Source organism: Sinorhizobium sp. B11, assembly GCA_039725955.1.
Classification (GTDB): Bacteria; Pseudomonadota; Alphaproteobacteria; order Rhizobiales; family Rhizobiaceae; genus Rhizobium.
In genome coordinates this window covers 2,855,050-2,875,050 of the sequence record CP091034.1, presented here as the reverse complement: position 1 = coordinate 2,875,050, position 20,001 = coordinate 2,855,050, and the positions used below count along the sequence as shown (strand labels likewise).

The window sequence follows — 20,001 nt, the reverse complement described above, 5'->3', positions numbered from 1 at the left end:
ACATCACGCAGTGATCAGACGCTCCAGCTCGTCCATATCGGGAACGGTGATATGCCGGTTGTTTTCGATGCGGATGACGCCCTGCTTGCGCAGCTTCGTCATCTGGCGGCTGACGGTTTCGATCGTCAGCCCCAGGAAATCGGCGATTTCGGCGCGTGAGAGCGGCAGATCGAAAGCCGTGCTGCAGGTCGTTTCCGGCTCCGCATGCGTGGCGATGAGATAGAGAAGGCTTGCGACCTTTTCCTGGGCCGTGCGGCGGCCGAGTGTCAGCATCCATTCCCGCGCAGCATCGAGCTCCTTCAGCGCCTGGGCGTGCAGGTTATGCTGCAGTTCCGGCGTATCCGTGATCATGCGATCGAGCAGGCGGCGGGGAAAGACGCAGATTTCCGCCGGCGTGGCCGCTTCGGCTGACAGCGTGCTTTCCGGCAGGAAGGGGCGACCGATGAAATCGGGCGCGAATTGCAGGCCGACGATCTGCTGGCGGCCATCGGGCATCACCTTGCAGAGCTTCACCACGCCATTCATGATGTTGGAATAGGACGAAACTTCCTCACCTTGGGCGACGATCTCGCTGCCTGCATCGATCTTGCGGCGCATCGAATGCTTGCAGAGTTCGCGAAGCTGTGCGGTCGTCAGCGCGCTGCAGACGACGCCGTGGCGTGCCTCGCAGACGCGGCACGCTGCGGGAATGCTTATGTCTGGATCTTCACTGCGCGCGATATCCATGTCGATGCCCCGATCCGACCATTCGGCCTGCGTTCGTGATACGCCTTGGCCCGCTGGTCATCTATCCCGATTTCTTGCGGTTACGTCTTGATCTTTATCAATTCCGCCACGGATCCGATTTGATCCATGTCAAAGTTTCCTTTTTCAGCAGGTTTATTTGAAGGGGAACATCCGTGAAGGAAATTCCGGCCTTGAAAACAGATCTGCTGAAGAAATATTCCGGTCCTGTTCCGCGCTATACGAGCTATCCGACAGCGCCGCAATTGAACGCAAGTATAGGAGCCGGCGAATATGCGCTGTGGCTGGACGAGATTGCGCCCGGCACCGCGGTTTCGCTCTACGTGCATATTCCCTATTGCGACCGGCTCTGCTGGTTCTGCGCCTGCCATACGAAGCAGACGCTGCGCTACGAGCCGATTGCCGCCTATCTGCGCTCGCTGAAGAGCGAGATCGACATGGTGGCGCAACTGATCCCCGAGGCGCGCATCACCGCGCTGCATCTGGGCGGCGGCTCGCCCACCATGCTGAAGCCCGAGGATATGATCGACCTCGTCGGCCATCTGAAGGCACGCTTCCGGTTCGACGCGGATGCTTCCATCAGCGTGGAGATGGACCCGAACGATCTCGACGAGGCGCGCTACGAGGCGCTCTCGGAGGTCGGCCTGACGCGGGCAAGCCTCGGCGTGCAGGATTTCGATCCCGTCGTGCAGCAGGCGGTCAACCGGCTGCAGACATTCGAGCAGACCAAGGATGTCGTCGATGCCGTTAGGGCGAGGGGCGTTCGCTCCGTCAATTGCGACCTGCTCTACGGGTTGCCGCACCAGACGCTCAAAAGCCTTGAGCGCACCGTCTCCGATATCCTGACACTCGACCCGGACCGGATCGCGCTCTTCGGCTATGCCCATGTACCGTGGATGAAGAAGCACCAGACGATGATCGCAGAGGAGGCCTTGCCCGATGCGGCCGAACGCTTCCGGCAGATGTCGCATGCCGCCGCAATGCTACGCGCGGCAGGCTACCAGCCCGTCGGCATCGACCATTTCGCCAAGATTGACGACGGGCTGGCGGTTGCAGCCCGGCAGGGGCGCCTGCACCGCAATTTTCAGGGTTATACGGAGGACAAGGCGCCGGTATTGATCGGGCTCGGCGCATCCTCGATCGGGCGATTGCCGCAGGGTTACGTGCAGAACATACCCGCGACGGGCGAGTATCAGCGCATGGCCGACGCCGGCGGGCTTGCCGTGGTGCGCGGCATTGCGCTTTCCGACGATGACCGGCTGCGGGGCCATGTGATTGAGCGGCTGATGTGTGATTTCCGCTTTTCCTTCCGTGATCTCAGGCAGAAATTCGGTGCTGCGGCCGAGCCGCTGATATCGAAGGCGCGGCGCGTTGCAGCCATGGATCAGGACGGTCTTTGTGCCGTCGAGACGGACTGCTTTTGCATCACGGAGAGCGGAAAAGTCCTTAGCCGGGTGGTCGCTTCATGGTTCGATGCCTATCTCGCCGAGGGCAAAGGGCGCCATTCCATTGCTGTTTAAGCAACACCTGTTCGTCAAATTGGCTTGCAACCGGGACGAAAGCATTGGCTTTTGAAATGGATTTGCCTATGAGGAGGGGAATCTTCATTTCCCAAGAGGTAGAGCGAGTGACCGCTACATTCGATAAAGTTGCCGACATCATTGCTGAAACCAGCGAGATCGACCGCGCAACGATCACGCCGGAGAGCCACACGATCGACGACCTCGGTATCGACAGCCTCGACTTCCTCGATATCGTTTTCGCCATCGACAAGGAATTCGGCATCAAGATTCCGCTCGAGAAGTGGACGCAGGAAGTCAATGAAGGCAAGGTTTCCACCGAAGAATACTTCGTGCTGAAGAACCTCTGTGCCAAGATCGACGAACTGCGCGCCGCCAAGGCTTGACGCCAAGTCATCAGGTTTTTTTTCACGCCCTGCCGCCATTGATATGGCGGCCGGGCGATTTTGTTCCTAAGTAGGCCTTCCGACGGGCTTTTGCGCGTCGCGCCGGAGAAGTCTGATGCTGCTGGAATATTTCCAGATGATTGACCGCGTCGAGGCGGTGGACCTTGAGAAGCGCACGCTCGTTGCGCGCTCGGTCGTGCCGGCCAAGAGCCCCGTTTTCGAAGGGCATTTCCCGGGCATGCCGCTCGTTCCCGGTGTGCTTCTCATCGAAACCATGGCGCAGGCTTCCGGCATGCTGGTGCTTGCCGCCACCGATTTTACGTCCATGCCCTTCCTGATGTCGGTCGATGGCGCCAAGATGCGCACCTTCGTCGAGCCGGAAGCGGTGCTCGACATCGAGGCTTTCCTCGAACATGACGGCTCCGGTTTTGCCGTCACCAAGGCAAAGATCACCAGCGGCGGCAAGAAGGTCTGCGACGCGCAGCTCAAGCTGCGCACCATGCCGTTCAGCGAAATTCCGCTCGGTGATATCGTCAAGAAACGTGCCGGCGAAGTGGGCCTGATGGACGCCATCGCTGCGCAGCGGGCGAAAGCCCAGGGGAGTGAATAGATGAGCAAGGCCGCCAATGACGTCGTCATCACCGGTGTCGGCATCGTAACCTGTCAAGGCGTCGGCAAGGATGCGCATATTGCGCTGCTGACGGCCGATGCCGCGCCCGCGACCATTGTCGAAACCGAGAAGTTCAAGCCTTATCCGGTCCATCCGCTGCCTGAGATCGACTGGTCGCAGCAGATCGCCAAGCGCGGCGACCAGCGCCAGATGGAAAACTGGCAGCGCATCGGCGTTTTTGCGGCCGGTCTGGCGCTCGACGATGCGGGCTTCAAGGATGATCTCGAAGCCTGCGGCACGATGGACATGATCGTTGCAGCCGGCGGCGGCGAACGCGACATCAATGTCGATACGCTGATCGTCGACGAGGGCCTGAAGCGCAACGACCGCGAGCTGCTGCTCAACGAGAAGCTGACGACGGAGCTGCGCCCGACGCTGTTCCTGGCGCAGCTTTCCAACCTGCTGGCGGGCAATATTTCCATCGTTCACAAGGTCACCGGCTCCTCGCGCACCTTCATGGGTGAGGAAGCATCCGGCGTTTCCGCCGTCGAGACGGCCTTCTGGCGCATCAAGTCGGGCGAATCCACCCATGCGCTCGTCGGCGCCGCCTTTGCTGCCGAGCGTCAGGACATGATCCTGCTGACCGAATCGATCGGCGCCAATACGCGCGGCGACTGGGCGCCGCTCTGGTCGCGCACCGGCCTTGAGGGCGGTGGCATAATCCTGGGTTCCGCCGGCGCCTTCCTGGTGCTGGAATCGCGCAAACATGCAGAAGAGCGCGGCGCGCATATCTATGCAGCGATTGGTGCCGTCGAAGGCGATCGCGGCAATCGCGCCGGGGGCAATTTCGAAGTGCGCATGGAGCGGCTGCTGAAGCCTGCCGCTGATCTGCCGGCCGAGAGCACGGCGGTTTTCTCCGGCTCGACCGGCATGCATGAGCTTGCTGCCCGCGAAAAGGCAGTGCTCGAGCATCAGCTTCCGGGCGCCGCGATCCGCGGCTTCGGCGGCGTTTCCGGTCACACGCTCGAGGCGCAGTTCACGCTCGGTCTGGGACTCGCAGCGCTTGCCATCGATGCCAAGGCCAAGGTTCCGCCTTTCGATGCCGCGCACGAGGCACCGATGAAATCAGCTACGAAGGCTGCCGTCGTAACGACAGTTGGACATCAGCGCGGCGAAGGCGTCGCCGTTCTCTCGGCAGAAGCGTGAGGAGTGACTGAAATGACAGCATCCGCTTATAAGGATCATCTCGGCCGTCCGATCGTCGCGGTCACCGGCATGGGCATCATCACTTCGCTCGGCCAGGGTTTGAAGGACAATTGGGCAGCCCTTTCGTCAGGCACATCGGGCATTCACGATATCACCCGCTTCCCGACCGACGGTCTTTCGACACGCATTGCCGGCACGGTCGATTTCATAGGCATCCCGGTGCCGAACGCTGTCGAGCGCTCCTATGCCTTTGCGCGCGAGACGACGATCGAAGCGCTTGCCGATGCCGGTCTTTCCGGCGATTTCAACGGTCCGCTGTTCCTGGCCGCGCCGCCGATCGAGCCGGAATGGAGCGCCCGTTTCGAGCTTGCCGACCGTTCGCCGGCCGCCGATCATCCCGGCGATGCCTATGAGCGATTTTTAGCCGCCATGCGCCAGCGTCCCGATCCGGCCTTCCATGAGGCAGCGCTGTTCGGCGCGATCTCCGAGCGCCTGTCCGACCGCTTCGGCACGCGCGGCCTGCCGGTGACGCTGTCGACGGCCTGTGCATCGGGTGTGACGGCGATCCAGCTCGGTATCGAGGCGATCCGCCAGGGCCGCACGGAGCGCGCGCTGACGGTTGCGACCGACGGTTCGCTGAGTGCGGAAGCGCTGATCCGCTTCTCGCTGCTTTCGGCCCTTTCCACGCAGAACGATCCGCCGACCAAGGCCTCAAAGCCCTTCAGCAAGGATCGCGACGGCTTCGTCATTGCCGAGGGTGCGGCGACGCTGGTGCTGGAATCGCTTGAATCCGCCATCGCACGCGGCGCCAGGGTGCTCGGCATCATGAAGGGCGCCGGCGACAAGGCCGACAGCTTCCACCGCACGCGCTCTTCGCCCGATGGCGGTCCGGCGATTGCCACGATCCGCGCAGCGCTTGCCGATGCCGGCATGAGCGAGAACGATATCGGCTATATCAATGCGCACGGCACTTCGACGCCCGAAAACGACAAGATGGAATACGGCTCCATGTCCGCCGTCTTCGGCGAAAGGCTGGTCGGCATTCCGGTATCCTCGAACAAATCGATGATCGGACACACGCTGACGGCGGCAGGAGCGGTCGAGGCGGTGTTCTCGCTGCAGACGATGCTATCCGGCACGCTGCCGCCGACGATCAACTACAACAATCCGGATCCGTCGATCGTTCTCGATGTCGTGCCGAACAAGAAGCGGGAAGCCCAGGTTTCGGCCGTGCTTTCCAACTCTTTCGGCTTCGGCGGGCAGAACGCAAGCCTTGTCATGGCGCTCGAACCGGCATAAGCGGTTCCCGACAAATCAACCGATAAAAAAAACGCCCCAGAGGCGAGAGGTTTTGCCATGCGCGCTTTGCAACTGATCGATGACCGCAAGCTTGAGATCACCGACCTGCCGGAACCGGATGCACCGTCGGCCGGCGAAGTGACGCTGCGCGTCAAGGCAGTTGCCCTGAACCATATCGATGTCTGGGGCTGGCGCGGCATGGCTTTTGCCAAACGCAAGATGCCGCTCGTCATCGGCGCGGAAGCCTCTGGCGTCGTCGAGGCGATCGGTCCGGGCGTAGCGAACGTGCTGCCTGGCCAGCTCGTGTCGATCTATGGCGCGCGCACCTGCGGGCTCTGCCGCCCGTGCCGCGAAGGCCGCGACAATCTCTGCGAACATGTCTCCGGCGTGCATGGCTTCCATCTCGATGGTTTTGCGCAGGAGAAGGTGAACCTGCCGGCGCGTCTGCTGGTTCCCGCACCTCCCGGCGTCGATGCGATCGGCGCAGCCCTTGCACCGGTCACCTTCGGCACGGTCGAGCATATGCTGTTCGACAATGCCAAGCTCGAACCGGGTGAGACGATCCTCGTTCATGCCGGCGGCTCCGGCATCGGCACGGCGGCGATCCAGCTTGCCAAGAAGATCGGCTGCACCGTCATCACCACCGTCGGCTCCGACGACAAGATCGAGAAGGCCAAGGCGCTCGGCGCCGATCACGTCATCAATTACCGCACCGACCGTTTCGAGGGCGTCGTGCGCAAGCTCACCAAGAAGAAGGGCGTCGATGTCGTCTTCGAACATGTGGGCAAGGATACCTGGGCAGGCTCCATGCTCTGCATGAAGCGCGGCGGGCGTCTCGTCACCTGCGGCTCGACCTCTGGTGTTTCGACCGAGATGAACCTGATGATGCTCTTCCAGCAGCAGCTGAAGCTCTTGGGCTCCTTCGGCTGCCGCATGGAAAACATGGCCGACGCTATGCAGAAGATGGGCCGTGGCCTCGTTCATCCCGTCATCGATACCGAAGTCGGCTTCGACGATATCGACCGCGCGCTGGAGCGCATGGAAGGCCGCCAGATCTTCGGCAAGATCATCCTGAAGATGGACTGATCCGCGTGAAGCTTTTCATCACGAGGATCGTTCTGGCGCTCAGGCACTTCCAGCAATGGCTGGTGGCGCAGCTGATGTTCGGCTTCCTGAACTTCCTCAAGCTTTTCCCGGCTGACGGCGCCATGCGCTTTGCCGATTGGCTGACGCGCCGGGTCGGCAAGCGGCTGAAGCGCCACAAGCTGATGCTCTACAATCTGCGCCGGGCCTTCCCGGAAAAGAGCGATGCCGAGCTGGAAGAGATCGCGCTCGAAAGCTGGGGCAATATGGGCCGGCTCGCGGCCGAATATGTTTTTCTCGACCAGCTATTCGATTTCGATCCAACGAGCGACAAGCCGGGCAGAGTGGAAGTCTCGGGCATTCCGATCTTCCTGGAACTGCGCGACAATCCGCGTCCCTTCATCGTCTTTACCGGCCATACCGGCAATTTCGAGCTCTTGCCGGTCGCCGGTAACGCTTTCGGTCTCAGTGTGACCGTGCTCTTTCGCCCGCCGAACAATCCTTATGTGGCGCAGAAGGTGTTTGATTTCCGCAGCGGCCGCATGGGTAAGCTGGTGCCTTCGCATGCCGGCTCTTCCTTTGCGCTTGCCCGTCAGCTCGAGGCAGGGCAGGGCGTTGGGGTGCTCGTCGACCAGAAATTCAGCCGCGGGTTGAAGACGACGTTCTTCGGCCTGGAAACCAAGACCAATCCGCTGCTGCCGAAACTGGTGCGCCAGTTCAATTGCGAGGTCTATCCTGCCCGCTGCATCCGTCTTCCGGGCAATCGCTACCGGCTTGAAATCGAGCCGAAGATGGAAATGCCGCGCGACGAGAAGGGCAACCTGGACCTTCCCGCCACGGCGCAGATGATGAATGACAAGGTGGAAAGCTGGGTGCGCGAATACCCGGCCCAATGGCTGTGGTATCACGACCGGTGGGATATCAAACGTTCCGTCAGCCTGTAAGATTCTGCCTGTAAGTTTTTGCTCCCGATTTATAATCGGTGAAAAGCGACAGGTTTGCGTCAGTTGAAAATGAGCACGGTTCATGTTACGCGTCTCTACTAGGGCGCGTAAAGTGCCTACCGTAAGGCGTAATCTTGCATGAAGCATAGGCCTCGACCGGTGTTCGGAACGTTTCTCAGGAAATGGATATTGGGGGTATCTTGCTTGAGTTGTTCAGGGCCTTTTCCTTGCGCTGCGCGCAGATCGAGGAAGCGATAAGGCTAGGGGATGATGGGCGCGTGGAGGCGCTCGACCGTGATATCCAGCCGCTTGTCGAGGCGATCCTCGCATGCAGGGCATCCAATCTCATCGAAGTCTACATGCAACTTCAGTTTGTAAGCTACCTCATCGCTCAAGACGCCGATGACGGTGCTTTCGTGACGCAATATGCCGCCGTGCTCTCCTATCTGCTCGACCGCTATTTCGGCGCCCATGCGCCGGACTGGCGGGTGCCGTTGCCGGTGGAAATGAAACTCAGGCCGCCGCCCGCCTACGTTCCCGACACCGACAATGGCCAGTTCCTCAATGCGGCGATCCTGCAGACGCTGCCGGACCGCGTGGCGGTGCTGACGAAGGACTACCGCTACCTCTATTCCAATCCCGTCAACTGTGCCCATCTCGGCAAGAATGCCATGCAGCTCATCGGCCGGCATATCCTCGAATTCATCGGCGAAGAACGCTTTGCCAGCGAGGTGAAGGAAAAGCTCGACGCCTGCTTCGACGGCGCGACGGTCGACTACATCTACGAGCGCTCGGCGCGGCGCAGCCGCTGCCGCATGTTGCCGCTGCATGATGCTGCGAGGAAGGTGATCGGCGCGCTGATCACCATCCAGAACATGAACGGCCCCGTATCCGCGGATGTTTAATCCTTGCTCCAGACGGCGAGTTCGTAGCCGTCCTTGTCGAGAAAATGAAAGCGCCGGCCGCCGGGGAAGGGCGTGATCGGTTTGGCTATGGTGCCGCCGGCCTTTTCGACGCTTGCCAGCACGTCTTCCAGCTTCTCGGCAAAGAGAATGACGAGCGGGCCGCCTGCGGCTCGCACCGGGCCGAGATTGGTAAAGCCGCCTTTCAATCTTCCGTCGTCGAACTCGCAATAGTTCTCGCCGTAATCGGTGAAGCGCCAGCCGAAGGCCGCACCGTAAAAGGCTTTTGAAGCGCCGATATCTTTCACGTTGAACTCGACATAGTCGATGCGGCGGTCATTTCGAGTATCGTTCTCAGCCATCTAACTTCTCCATCATCGATTTCAGGGACGCCAGATCCTTCTGGATATGGGCGGCGTCGGCCGCGAATTGTTCGTCGGTCATGCCCGGCAGGCGCAGCAGCGTGAATATCACCTCGCAGCCGTCGCCATTCGGCACGATGCGCAGCGCGTTATAGACGCGCAGGCCGGATTCGATGGTGACGGTATGGTCGATGACGCCGAATTCGTTGGGTGGCACGAAGCTCACCCGGACGCTGCCGAGCGGGCCATGGGCGATCCAGTCCTCGCCATCGGGTTCCAGGCCGCTCGCAAGGCCGGAGGCCCAGAGCGGCATGTTCTCCGGCCTGCCGGCGAAATCATAGACATCGCGCCAGTCTCTTTTGATCGTGATGTGGACGATGCGTGCGGGCATTGTGTTCATCGGTCTGTCCTTTTGCTTTGCTTCAGACTAGCAGGCCGGCACGGACCGTCTTGAACAAAACGGTCAGCGGGCCGTCAATTGAGCCAGCATGGCTGATGGCGTCAGTGTCGTCAGGTCGCCGATCTCGCGGGTCATATGGGCCTGGTCGGAAAAGCCGGCTTCGAGGGCGAGGGCGGCCAGGGACAGGGTTTCGCCAGCGCGGCACAAGGTCATGAAACGCTGCAGCCGGCGGACGCGTTCCAGCGTCTTGATACCGTAGCCGAAATGATGGTGGGCGCGGCGGCGCAATTGCCGTTCGCCGATATCGAGCCTCTGCTGCAGCTCGCCGATGCGGCCGGGCCCATGGTCGGCGGCGGCAAAGATCAGGCGCGCCTCGGGGTCCGACTCCGCTTCTTCCCCTGCCAGTTCGCTCAAGAGCGTGGCGAAGAGCGAGAGGGTGGCAGCTCCATCCGGACAGTCGGAAAGGCGTGGTTCGAGGAGGGCAGCCTTTTTGGGCGCGAGATCGCTGAGGGGAATGGAGAGGCCGGTGATCTCCGACAGGGGCAGCTTCAGCCATGCGGCGCCGGCGCCTGGTGCAAAACGTGCGCCGATAATGCGCATGCCCGGCGTCATCGGCGGGAAGGCGGCGGTGCGGTCCGGCCCGACAGCGAAGAGGCGGCCATCCGCGAAAAGCAGATCGCAATAACCATCGGGCACAATGGCGACCGGGCCTGCGGTTCGAATCTCGTGCGACCAGAGGCAGCGGAAATGCGGCGCAAGGGCAGGCGAGGGCGCATATTCGCGGTAGCGCCCGGCGCTCTTTGCGAGCAGCGGCCCGATATCGACTTGCCTTGCAGCAACAGTCATTTCAGCCTCCCAAACCCATGCATATGGTGCTTCCCCGGTCATTCGAAAAGCCTGTTCCGACAGCCTTTTTTCGACCCGAATCGCCGTCTTCGACCTTGCCGTTTGGCCGAGAGAGTGCCACAACATCGCACCATTTCACTCATCGGAGGTTTGTCGTGGAAAAGGCAGAAATCGGACTGATCGGCCTTGCCGTCATGGGGTCCAACCTGGCTCTCAACATTGCGGAAAAGGGCAACAAGATCGCGGTTTTCAACCGCACGCCTGAAAAAACGGATGAATTCTACGAGAGTGCCGGTGATCTGAAGAAGCAGATCATTCCCTGCAAGACGATCGAGGAGTTCGTCGAGGCGATCCGCCCGCCGCGTCCGATCATCATCATGATCAAGGCCGGCGAGCCTGTCGATCAGCAGATGGAGGCGCTGCGCCCGCATCTGGAAAAGAACGACATCATGATCGATGCCGGCAACGCCAATTTCCGCGATACGGTTGCCCGCTTCGACCGCCTGAAAGATACCGGCCTGACCTTCATCGGTATGGGCGTTTCGGGCGGTGAGGAAGGTGCCCGCCACGGTCCGTCGATCATGGTCGGCGGCAAGGAAGAGTCCTGGAAGCGTGTCGAGAAGGTTCTGACCTCTATTGCCGCCAAGTATGATGGCGATCCGTGCGTTGCCTGGCTCGGCAATGACGGCGCCGGCCATTTCGTCAAGACGATCCATAACGGCATCGAATATGCCGACATGCAGATGATCGCCGAAATCTACGGCATCCTGCGCGACGGCCTCGGCAAGAGCGCATCGGAAATCTCCAGCATCTTCGGCGAATGGAACAAGGGCCGCCTGAACTCCTACCTGATCGAAATCTCCGAGAAGGTTCTGGCCGCCACCGACCCGATCTCCAAGACGCCGATGGTCGACATGATCCTCGACAAGGCCGGCCAGAAGGGCACCGGCAAGTGGTCTGCGATCGAAGCGCAGAACATGGGCATTCCGGCAACCGGCATCGAAGCCGCCGTTGCCGCCCGCAGCCTGTCCTCGATGAAGGAGCAGCGCGAGGCCGCTCAGAAGATCTTCGGTGATCTGGGTGCTGCCTTCCCGGTCGCCTACGGCCCCGAGTTCAACAAGGATCTGGAACTGGCGCTGTTTGCCGGCAAGATCGGCGCCTATGCGCAGGGCTTTGCGGTGATGGCGGAAGCTTCCAAGGAGTTCAACTGGTCGCTGCCGATGCCTGTCATCGCCCGTATCTGGCGCGCAGGCTGCATCATCCGTTCGCAGTTCCTCGACGAGATCACCAAGGCCTTCACCGATGCGCCTGACGCGGCAAACCTCATCGTCACGCCGGCCTTCTCGGCCATGGTCAAGGAATCGATCCCGGCGCTTCGTCGCGTCGTGACCGCAGCATTGGCCGCCGGCCTGCCGGTTCCGGCGCTGGTCTCGGCGCTCAGCTATTTCGACGCCTACCGCCAGGGTCGAGGCACTGCCAACCTGATCCAGGCCCAGCGCGACTTCTTCGGCGCCCACGGCTTCGACCGCCTCGACGGCAAGGACTTCCACCACGGCCCCTGGGGCAGCGGTGCATCGACCTTCTGAGGTTTGTGAAAACAGAGTTGAAAGCCCGGCCATTGTGCCGGGCTTTTTGTTAGCCTGCCGCGAAGCGGCTGATTGCAATCGGGAGGTCCATAATATGCTCCACCATGCATCTTTCGGGGTGGCCGATATCGAACGAGCCGCGCGGTTCTATGATGCTGCCCTCGGCGCGCTTGGCTATGTCAGGGTCTGGGAGGATCTGCGCCCCGGCGAGGCCGGACAGGCCGTCGGCTATGGTGTGCCCGGCGGCGGCGACAAGCTGGCGATCAAATCGGTCGAGGCGGGGCAGGGTGCGCCGGGTGCGGGCTTCCATCTGGCCTTTGCCGCGCCGGATCAGCGGTCGGTCATTGATTTCCATGCTGCAGCGCTTTCCCAGGGTGGCGTCGATAATGGTGCGCCGGGGCTCAGGCAGCATTACGGGCCGAATTACTTTGCTGCATTTGTCATCGATCCCGATGGATATCGTATCGAGGCGGTTTTCAATCAGGTGAGGTGAGGCTGGCGCGCGCTGATTGGAACAGAGCTGCGGACGTATATCCGGCATGCCTCGGTTCACGTTGTGATGTGGACTACCCCCTCCAGACGTTAGAACGAGCCTGCACAACACTCGCACAAGCTCGCCGCCGCATTTAGGTTGAGGCCGACCCGCCGGACAGAGGGGACCATCATGCGACCGATTTCCACCTTTCTCATTACCTTCTGCCTCGGCCTCCTCTTCACCGCATCAGCAGAAGCCGCGGGCTTCAATTGCGCCAAGGCAGCCAGCGCCGACGAAAAGATCGTCTGCGGCGATACTCAGCTTTCCCACCTCGACGATGTCTTCAATGCCCGCTATGGCGCGGCACGCAAGACAGCTCCCGATGAGGATGATGTCGTCCACTCGGCCCGTAATTTCCTGGCCGACCGGCGTGATTGCGGTAACGACCGGGCCTGTATCCTCAGCACCTATCTCGCCATTCTCTGGGAGATATCACCGGACAAGAGCAGCTTCATGCAGGGCATCTCCGCGAAGTCGCTGACGGGCGGCAAGCAGCCCGGGACTTCGGACATCCCGACAAAGCCCGGGCAATGCGCTGCAACCACGATCCTGGCGGTGCATCCGCGCGTCGAGAGTGGCGACGCACCCGTGACCGATGAGGATTTTGGCAATGGCACGGGCATCGATTATGCCAATGACGGCTACCAGGTCTCGTATAACCGCGAGCAGATGCTGATCCGCTCCAAGCCCGGCGATCCGGTCACCCAATGCCTGGTAGAGATCGATCGCGACTGCGAGCCGGATGAGGATGGCCGGCTTTTCCTCGTCACCAATGGCAGGACGAAAGAAAGCTGGATACTGCCCGATGCGCAGCACAAGTGCGGGGGCTGAACGGCTTTCCGTATCTCGTCTCTTGCCGCGCGCTGCCTATTCTGAAAGGGCAGGGCCGGGATCTTATGGCTTAAGGCGAGCAAGCGCCGTCCGGACTTATTTTGGCAGGGGATAAAATGATCAAGGAATCCATCGACCACGCGGCTCTCGCCCGGCAGATCGCCGACATCGCCACGCTGGAGGGCGAATTCGTGCTCCGCTCCGGCCAGGTATCGCACCGCTATTTCGACAAATACCGTTTCGAAGGCACGCCGGCTCTCCTGAAGCCGCTGGCGCAGGCAATGGCAGCCCTTCTGCCCGCCGATACCGAAATCATCGCCGGGCTGGAACTCGGCGGCGTGCCGCTCGCGACCGCGATCTCGCTGGAAACCGGCCTGCCCGCCGCCTTCATCCGCAAGGAAGCCAAGACCTATGGCACCTGCCGGGCGATCGAGGGGCAGGACGTGGCTGGCCGGCGCGTGACCTTCATCGAGGATGTGATCAGCACTGGCGGTGCCGTGAAGGATGCCTACCAGCTGGCGATCGGGGAGAAGGCAGAGGTGCTTGGTGTCGTCTGCGCGATCTGGCGCGGCGAGGGCGCCGCGCGCATCGATGGCGTGCCCGAGCTTGGGGTATTTCCGGTGTTTACGCGGGCGGATCTGGAGAACGCGCGGTAGGCAAGTACGGCTCCGGGTTCCGGCATGGGACGGCCCGGGCAGCCGGTCGCCTTACGCCGGCCTGGAAAAACCTTAGCCGCGACAAGTGACCAGCCGTTCTACCGCCCGTCCGGCCATTCCGGCTTGCTGATGCTCTGCAGCAGTTCGGCATCCACGCCATCGATGCGCGCAATCACCTGCTTGGCCATCTCGCGCCCGGCGTGGCGGACGTCTTCGTGAGCGGTGATGATCTCGGGTCGGATCCAGTTGAGGATAGACGCGGATTGCTTGGAGACGAGGTCGACGTCGTGGCCGAGGCGTTTGCCGGCGGCTTCGATGCCGGCGTTGACGGCGATGGTGGCGCTGCCGGCCGACGAGACAATCCCATCGGGGGCGCCGGGGGAGCGCATCAGCTGCTCCACGGCGTTGCGGATTTCGGCGAGCGGGGCGTCAATGTTGACACGCAGCGGCACTTCCTCGGCGCCGTAATCGTGCAGGCCGGTCTGAAAGCCTATGCGGGTATGCGTGTAGTAGGTGAGCTTGCTCGGCGGCTGCAGGAGGGCGATGCGCTTGCGGCCGCGCTTGACCAGCTTCTCGACGGCCTGATGAGCATAAGCCTCGTTGTCGAAGTCGTGATAGGGGTGGACGAGGCCGGCATCGGTGCGGCCATGGGTGGTAAAGGGCATGCCGCTTTCGGCGAGCAGGCGCACGCGCGGATCGTCAGGCTCGACGCGCGAGATGATGACGCCGTCTGCGGAGCCGGTGTCGAGGATATAGCGCACCGGCAGCATGGGATCCTTGCTGTGCGAATGCGGGGTGACGACGATATGGTAGGGCGTGCCGGTCAGGACCTCGGAAATGCCGAAGACCATCTGGCTGGAAAAGCCCATGATCTCCTCGTCGATGCTGAGCACGAGGGCGATGACATTGGTCTTGCCGGTTCTCAGGCGCACGCCGGCCCGGTTCGGCTGGTAGCCGAGCTGACGGGCGACCATGCGCACGCGTTCCTTGGTTTCCGCGCCAATATCCGGTGCATCTTTCAGTGCCCGCGATACGGTGGTCACGCCAAGGCCCGTCATGAAGGCGATCGTCTTCAATGTCGGGCGCTCGCGCGGAACGGAACCGGATGCCGCTCCGCCGAAATTTCCGTTGTTTTCCATCCCTCTAGGCCTGCCTCGCGCGATTTGCTTCGCCTTATAGAGGCTTTTCGCCGCGCTGTAAGTACGCCGCTGCGGAAAAGCTCTCCTCCCTGAGCCAGACAATCTGTAACGATACAGTAGAAATGTCGAGCGCTTTTTCTGACCAGCGTTGCATAGGGATCCTCTCTGGTTGAATCGCCTGTCCCGCACGCGATTTTTTGCACCTGCGAAGCCAGGAAAGGTTGAAATTATCAGATTAATCAAAAATTAGTAAGTAAAATCAAATGTATAATACAATGCCGCAATTGCGAAATTGCTTGCTTACGCTTTTCTTGTGAAGCAAAGGTAGAGCCGTTGATTGCCCTCATAGGATGTAATGGTGACTTTCACAGAAAATTTTACGAGCGGGCGGTTGCGCGGATAAATCGATTGCTCTAAGTTTTTCCGGCAACGTTTCAGTGAGGGAGGAGAACTCATGAAAATCCGTATTATGGCGGCTGTGCTTGCCGCTTCCGTAGCTATTCCTTTTGGCGCCGCAAAGGCTACCGATCTCGAAGTCACCCATTGGTGGACCTCTGGCGGCGAAGCTGCCGCCGTGGCTGAGCTGGCAAAGGCATTCGACGCCACCGGCAACCACTGGGTTGACGGCGCAATTGCCGGTTCCGGCAGCACCGCACGCCCGATCATGATCAGCCGCATCACTGGCGGTGACCCGATGGGCGCGACCCAGTTCAACCACGGCCGCCAGGCCGAGGAACTCGTCCAGGCTGGCCTGATGAAGGACCTGACCGATGTGGCGACCGCAGGCAAATGGAAGGACATCATCCGTCCGTCGACCCTGCTCGATTCCTGCACGATCGACGGCAAGATCTATTGCGCACCGGTCAACATCCACTCCTGGCAGTGGCTGTGGCTGTCGAATGCAGCCTTCCAGAAGGCTGGCGTTGCGGTTCCGAAGAACTGGGATGAATTCGTCGCTGCCGCTCCGGCCCTGGAAAAGGCCGGCATCGTTCCTCTCGCTGTCGGCGGTCAGGGCTGGCAGGCAAGCGGCGCCTTCAACGTTCTGATGATCGCCATCGGCGGCAAGGACAACTACCTGAAGGTCTTCAAGGACAAGGATGCCAAAGTGGCGGCCGGCCCCGAGATCGCCAAGGTGTTCAAGGCTGCCGACGATGCGCGCCGCATGTCCAAGGGCAGCAACGTGCAGGACTGGAACCAGGCCACCAATCTCGTCATCACCGGCAAGGCCGGCGGCCAGATCATGGGTGACTGGGCGCAGGGCGAATTCCAGGTCGCCAAGCAGGTTGCCGGCAAGGACTATACCTGCCTTCCGGGCCTCGGCGTGAACGAGATCATCTCGACCAGCGGTGACGCCTTCTACTTCCCGCTCCAGAAGGATGCCGAGAAGGCGAAGGCCCAGGACGTGCTTGCCGCCACGCTTCTCGACCCGAAGACGCAGGTTGCCTTCAACCTGAAGAAGGGCTCGCTGCCGGTTCGCGGTGACGTCGATATCTCGGCCGCCAACGACTGCATGAAGAAGGGTCTCGAAATCCTCGCCAAGGGCAATATCGTCACCAGCTCGGATCAGCTCGCTTCGCCGGATACGACAAAGCAGATCGAAGACCTCTTCGCCGAGTTCTTCGCCAATACCACGATGACGCCCGACGCAGCGCAGAAGCGCTTCGCCGACATCATCGCCGCCGCCGACTGATCCTCGGTCCTCAAGCCCATCAGGTCCGGTCCTGCGCATTGCAGGACCGGATCGCGCCGCCCTGATCTCCGGTCCTTCCGGCGACGTCACGTCACACCCGGGTGCGATCGCGCCAGGACCGCGTTGCGGTCGAGACGGGGGGCGGGAAGGGTGGCCGTCTTCGGATGGAGCCCCGATCACCGAAGCGACCGTGCTTCAGGAGGAAACTCAATGACAGGTCAAGCGAAAGCCGGCCGACCGTTTAAACTATTCCGCAATCTGAATTCTAAGATTGCCTCCATTCCCATGATCCTCACCGCCATGGTCATCTTTCTCGGTGGCACGGTCTGGACGGTGGTTTATTCCTTCACCAATTCCAAGCTCCTGCCGCGATTGAACTTCGTCGGTATCGAGCAATATCAGCGTCTCTGGGCCGCCCCGCGCTGGGTCGTGTCCATCGAGAATCTGGCGATCTACGGCATTCTGTCGCTGATCTTCAGCCTGGTCATCGGTTTCATGCTGGCGGCTCTCATGGATCAGAAGATCCGTTTCGAGAACACGTTCCGCACGATCTTCCTCTATCCTTTCGCGCTGTCCTTCATCGTCACCGGTCTCGTGTGGCAGTGGATCCTCAATCCGGAATTCGGGGTTCAGGCGGTCGTGCGGTCGCTGGGATGGACGAGTTTCAGTTTCGATCCGCTCTATACGTCCGAAATCGTCATCTACGGGGTATTGATCGCCGCCCTCTGGCAGGGCACCGGCCTCGTGATGTGCCTGATGCTCGCCGGGCTTCGCGGCATCGACGAGGATATCTGGAAGGCTTCCCGCGTCGACGGCATTCCGATGTGGCGGACCTATCTCTTCGTCGTCATTCCGATGATGCGCCCGGTGTTCATCACCACGCTCGTCATCATCGCCAGCGGCATCGTCAAGGTCTACGACCTCGTGGTCGCCCAGACCAGCGGCGGTCCGGGCATCTCGTCGGAAGTGCCGGCAAAATACGTCTACGACTACATGTTCCAGGCGCAGAATCTCGGTCAGGGCTTCGCGGCTTCGACCATGATGCTGGTGACAGTAGCGATCATCATCGTTCCCTGGGCATATCTGGAATTTGGCGGAGGGCGCAAACGTGGCTGACAATATCGCTCTCAAGGCCGTTAACGACGGCGATACTTCCCTCCAGAAGGGGGCGGTTTCCGGTCCGGCCGGACCAAAGCCGCGGCCGGTGGTTTCGGCCCGCAACATCATCGTCTACGGCACGCTTTTCGTGGCCGCCGTCTACTATCTGATCCCGCTCTACGTGATGGTCGTCACGTCGCTCAAGGGGATGCCGGAGATCCGGCTCGGCAACATTTTCGCACCGCCGATGGAAATCACCTTCGAACCCTGGGTCAAGGCCTGGGCGACGGCCTGCACCGGCCTGAACTGCGATGGTCTTTCGCGCGGTTTCTGGAACTCGGTCCGCATCACCGTTCCTTCGGTCATCGTTTCCATCGCGATCGCCTCGGTCAATGGTTATGCGCTGGCGAACTGGCGCTTCAAGGGATCGGAATTCTTCTTCTCGGTCCTCATCATCGGCGCCTTCATTCCCTATCAGGTCATGATCTATCCGATCGTCATCATCCTGCGCGAGATCGGCATCTACGGGTCGCTCACCGGTCTCATCATCGTGCATTCGATCTTCGGCATGCCGATCCTGACGCTGCTGTTCCGCAACTACTTCGTGTCTCTGCCGGAGGAACTGTTCAAGGCGGCGCGTGTCGACGGGGCGGGCTTCTGGCAGATCTTCCTGCAGATCATGCTGCCGATGTCGCTGCCGATCTTCGTCGTCGCGATGATCCTGCAGGTCACCGGCATCTGGAACGACTTCCTGTTCGGCGTGGTCTTCACCCGGCCGGATACCTATCCGATGACCGTACAGCTCAACAACATCGTCAATTCCGTCCAGGGCGTGAAGGAATACAACGTCAACATGGCCGCAACGATCCTGACAGGACTCGTGCCGCTCGTCGTCTATTTCGTGTCGGGGCGACTTTTCGTCCGTGGCATCGCCGCTGGCGCAGTGAAGGGTTGATCCAATGAACATGAATGCAAGTGTCTCCATCAAGGACCTGTCGCTGAACTTCGGCGCGGTCAGCGTGCTCAAGGATCTGAACCTCGACATCAACGACGGCGAATTCCTGGTGCTTCTCGGCTCCTCGGGATGCGGCAAGTCGACCCTGCTGAACTGCATTGCCGGGCTGCTCGACGCCTCGGAAGGGCAGATCTTCATCAAGGGCAAGAACGTCACCTGGGAAGAGCCCAAGGACCGCGGCATCGGCATGGTGTTCCAGTCCTACGCGCTTTATCCGCAGATGACTGTCGAAAAGAACCTCTCCTTCGGTCTTCGCGTCGCCAAGGTGCCGCAGTCCGAGATCGACAAGCGCGTGGCGCGTGCCTCCGAGATCCTGCAGATCCAGCCGCTCCTGAAGCGCAAGCCGGCCGAGCTTTCCGGCGGCCAGCGCCAGCGTGTGGCGATCGGCCGTGCCCTGGTGCGCGATGTCGACGTCTTCCTCTTCGACGAGCCGCTGTCGAACCTCGACGCCAAGCTGCGCTCGGAACTGCGCGTCGAAATCAAGCGTCTGCACCAGTCGCTGAAGAACACGATGATCTACGTCACGCATGACCAGATCGAGGCGCTGACGCTCGCCGACCGTATCGCCATCATGAAGAGCGGCATCATCCAGCAGCTCGACGATCCGACGACGATCTACAACAGGCCGCGCAATCTCTTCGTCGCCGGCTTCATCGGCTCGCCGTCCATGAATTTCCTGCAGGGCGAACTGGTGAAATCAGGCGATGGCATTGCTTTTGCCGCCAACGGCGTGAATTTCTCGCTCGCCGCCTATGACGGCGTGGAGAAGCTGCAGCCCGGCCGCAAGGTGGTGCTCGGCGTTCGCCCCGAGCATATCAAGGTCAACGAGAATGCCGGCGGCGAAGAACACGACGCCACCGTCGACATCGAAGAACCGATGGGTGCGGACAATCTTCTCTGGCTGAAACATGCCGGTCACACGATGTCGGTACGCATCAATGGTGCGCGCCGCTTCAATGTCGGCAGCAAGGTGAAGCTCAGCTTCGACATGGCGCTCGCCTCGGTCTTCGATGCCGAAAGCGAGCTGCGCCTCTAGAAAGTTCTGCGGGCGGCGCCGGAAACGGCGTCGCCCGATCCTCCAATTGGCCGTCTGGCCAGCCAATTTCGGCCGCAGTCCGGCTTGCCCGGCACTCCCAGGAGCGGCGCGAT

Annotated in this window: 21 protein-coding genes; 16 read left to right on the top strand and 5 right to left on the bottom strand. The window is 61.1% G+C overall.

Features of this window, described 5'->3' with window-relative positions; translation table 11 throughout:
- Positions 1–3: 3 nt before the first annotated feature.
- Positions 4–726 (bottom strand): Crp/Fnr family transcriptional regulator, encoded by a 723-nt coding sequence (locus LVY75_24340; protein XAZ21938.1) that lies wholly within the window; start codon positions 724–726, stop codon positions 4–6.
- Between the two features lie 191 nt (positions 727–917).
- Between LVY75_24340 and hemN the strand changes: the two genes are divergently transcribed.
- The 8 genes from hemN to LVY75_24300 all read left to right on the top strand — a co-directional run bounded on the left by hemN (position 918) and on the right by LVY75_24300 (position 8,697).
- Complete coding sequence (hemN, locus tag LVY75_24335; GenBank protein XAZ21937.1) at positions 918–2,264, top strand: oxygen-independent coproporphyrinogen III oxidase; 1,347 nt, start codon at positions 918–920, stop codon at positions 2,262–2,264.
- Between the two features lie 68 nt (positions 2,265–2,332).
- Positions 2,333–2,650: an acyl carrier protein gene (locus LVY75_24330; protein ID XAZ21936.1), complete on the top strand. Its 318-nt coding sequence runs from the start codon at positions 2,333–2,335 to the stop codon at positions 2,648–2,650.
- Positions 2,651–2,765: 115 nt separating this feature from the next.
- On the top strand, positions 2,766–3,260 hold the full coding sequence (locus LVY75_24325) for a beta-hydroxyacyl-ACP dehydratase (GenBank protein ID XAZ21935.1): 495 nt from the start codon (positions 2,766–2,768) through the stop codon (positions 3,258–3,260).
- A complete protein-coding gene (locus LVY75_24320; protein ID XAZ21934.1) occupies positions 3,261–4,466 on the top strand; it encodes a beta-ketoacyl-ACP synthase in 1,206 nt (401 codons plus the stop codon).
- A gap of 12 nt (positions 4,467–4,478) precedes the next feature.
- On the top strand, positions 4,479–5,765 hold the full coding sequence (locus LVY75_24315; GenBank protein XAZ21933.1) for a beta-ketoacyl-ACP synthase: 1,287 nt from the start codon (positions 4,479–4,481) through the stop codon (positions 5,763–5,765).
- Positions 5,766–5,822: 57 nt separating this feature from the next.
- Positions 5,823–6,851: a zinc-binding dehydrogenase gene (locus tag LVY75_24310; GenBank protein ID XAZ21932.1), complete on the top strand. Its 1,029-nt coding sequence runs from the start codon at positions 5,823–5,825 to the stop codon at positions 6,849–6,851.
- A gap of 5 nt (positions 6,852–6,856) precedes the next feature.
- Positions 6,857–7,792, top strand: a complete 936-nt coding sequence (locus LVY75_24305; GenBank protein XAZ21931.1) for a lipid A biosynthesis lauroyl acyltransferase — start codon at positions 6,857–6,859, stop codon at positions 7,790–7,792.
- A gap of 200 nt (positions 7,793–7,992) precedes the next feature.
- Positions 7,993–8,697 carry a PAS domain-containing protein gene (locus LVY75_24300; GenBank protein ID XAZ21930.1) on the top strand — a complete coding sequence of 235 codons (705 nt, stop codon included), beginning with the start codon at positions 7,993–7,995 and terminating at the stop codon, positions 8,695–8,697.
- Here the strand turns inward: LVY75_24300 and LVY75_24295 are convergent.
- The 3 genes from LVY75_24295 to LVY75_24285 form a co-directional block, all read right to left on the bottom strand.
- Positions 8,694–9,056, bottom strand: a complete 363-nt coding sequence (locus tag LVY75_24295) for a VOC family protein (GenBank protein ID XAZ21929.1) — start codon at positions 9,054–9,056, stop codon at positions 8,694–8,696. The genes LVY75_24300 and LVY75_24295 overlap by 4 nt on opposite strands.
- Positions 9,049–9,456 carry an SRPBCC family protein gene (locus tag LVY75_24290; GenBank protein XAZ21928.1) on the bottom strand — a complete coding sequence of 136 codons (408 nt, stop codon included), beginning with the start codon at positions 9,454–9,456 and terminating at the stop codon, positions 9,049–9,051. Before LVY75_24290 ends, LVY75_24295 begins: the two co-directional genes overlap by 8 nt.
- 63 nt (positions 9,457–9,519) lie before the next feature.
- Entirely contained in the window at positions 9,520–10,302 is a 783-nt protein-coding gene (locus LVY75_24285; GenBank protein XAZ21927.1) for a helix-turn-helix domain-containing protein, read from the bottom strand.
- 155 nt (positions 10,303–10,457) lie between these two features.
- On the opposite strand from LVY75_24285, the gene gndA reads away from it, so the two are divergent.
- The 4 genes from gndA (at position 10,458) to pyrE (ending at position 13,910) form a co-directional block, all read left to right on the top strand.
- Entirely contained in the window at positions 10,458–11,888 is a 1,431-nt protein-coding gene (gene gndA, locus LVY75_24280) for an NADP-dependent phosphogluconate dehydrogenase (GenBank protein XAZ21926.1), read from the top strand.
- Positions 11,889–11,982: 94 nt separating this feature from the next.
- Complete coding sequence (locus tag LVY75_24275) at positions 11,983–12,381, top strand: VOC family protein (GenBank protein ID XAZ21925.1); 399 nt, start codon at positions 11,983–11,985, stop codon at positions 12,379–12,381.
- A gap of 171 nt (positions 12,382–12,552) precedes the next feature.
- The gene (locus LVY75_24270; protein ID XAZ21924.1) at positions 12,553–13,254 is read left to right on the top strand and encodes a hypothetical protein; all 702 of its coding nucleotides are present in this window, start codon (positions 12,553–12,555) and stop codon (positions 13,252–13,254) included.
- A gap of 116 nt (positions 13,255–13,370) precedes the next feature.
- Positions 13,371–13,910 carry an orotate phosphoribosyltransferase gene (gene pyrE / locus LVY75_24265; protein ID XAZ21923.1) on the top strand — a complete coding sequence of 180 codons (540 nt, stop codon included), beginning with the start codon at positions 13,371–13,373 and terminating at the stop codon, positions 13,908–13,910.
- A gap of 98 nt (positions 13,911–14,008) precedes the next feature.
- Here pyrE and LVY75_24260 read toward each other — a convergent pair whose 3' ends face one another.
- Positions 14,009–15,049 carry a LacI family transcriptional regulator gene (locus LVY75_24260; GenBank protein XAZ21922.1) on the bottom strand — a complete coding sequence of 347 codons (1,041 nt, stop codon included), beginning with the start codon at positions 15,047–15,049 and terminating at the stop codon, positions 14,009–14,011.
- 454 nt (positions 15,050–15,503) lie between these two features.
- On the opposite strand from LVY75_24260, the gene LVY75_24255 reads away from it, so the two are divergent.
- From LVY75_24255 to LVY75_24240, 4 genes are all read left to right on the top strand, one after another.
- The gene (locus LVY75_24255; GenBank protein ID XAZ21921.1) at positions 15,504–16,739 is read left to right on the top strand and encodes an ABC transporter substrate-binding protein; all 1,236 of its coding nucleotides are present in this window, start codon (positions 15,504–15,506) and stop codon (positions 16,737–16,739) included.
- A 210-nt stretch (positions 16,740–16,949) separates the two neighbouring features.
- Positions 16,950–17,855 (top strand): sugar ABC transporter permease, encoded by a 906-nt coding sequence (locus LVY75_24250; protein ID XAZ21920.1) that lies wholly within the window; start codon positions 16,950–16,952, stop codon positions 17,853–17,855.
- A gap of 4 nt (positions 17,856–17,859) precedes the next feature.
- The gene (locus tag LVY75_24245; protein XAZ25817.1) at positions 17,860–18,792 is read left to right on the top strand and encodes a carbohydrate ABC transporter permease; all 933 of its coding nucleotides are present in this window, start codon (positions 17,860–17,862) and stop codon (positions 18,790–18,792) included.
- A 4-nt stretch (positions 18,793–18,796) separates the two neighbouring features.
- Complete coding sequence (locus LVY75_24240; GenBank protein XAZ21919.1) at positions 18,797–19,888, top strand: ABC transporter ATP-binding protein; 1,092 nt, start codon at positions 18,797–18,799, stop codon at positions 19,886–19,888.
- The last annotated feature ends 113 nt before the right edge of the window (positions 19,889–20,001 follow it).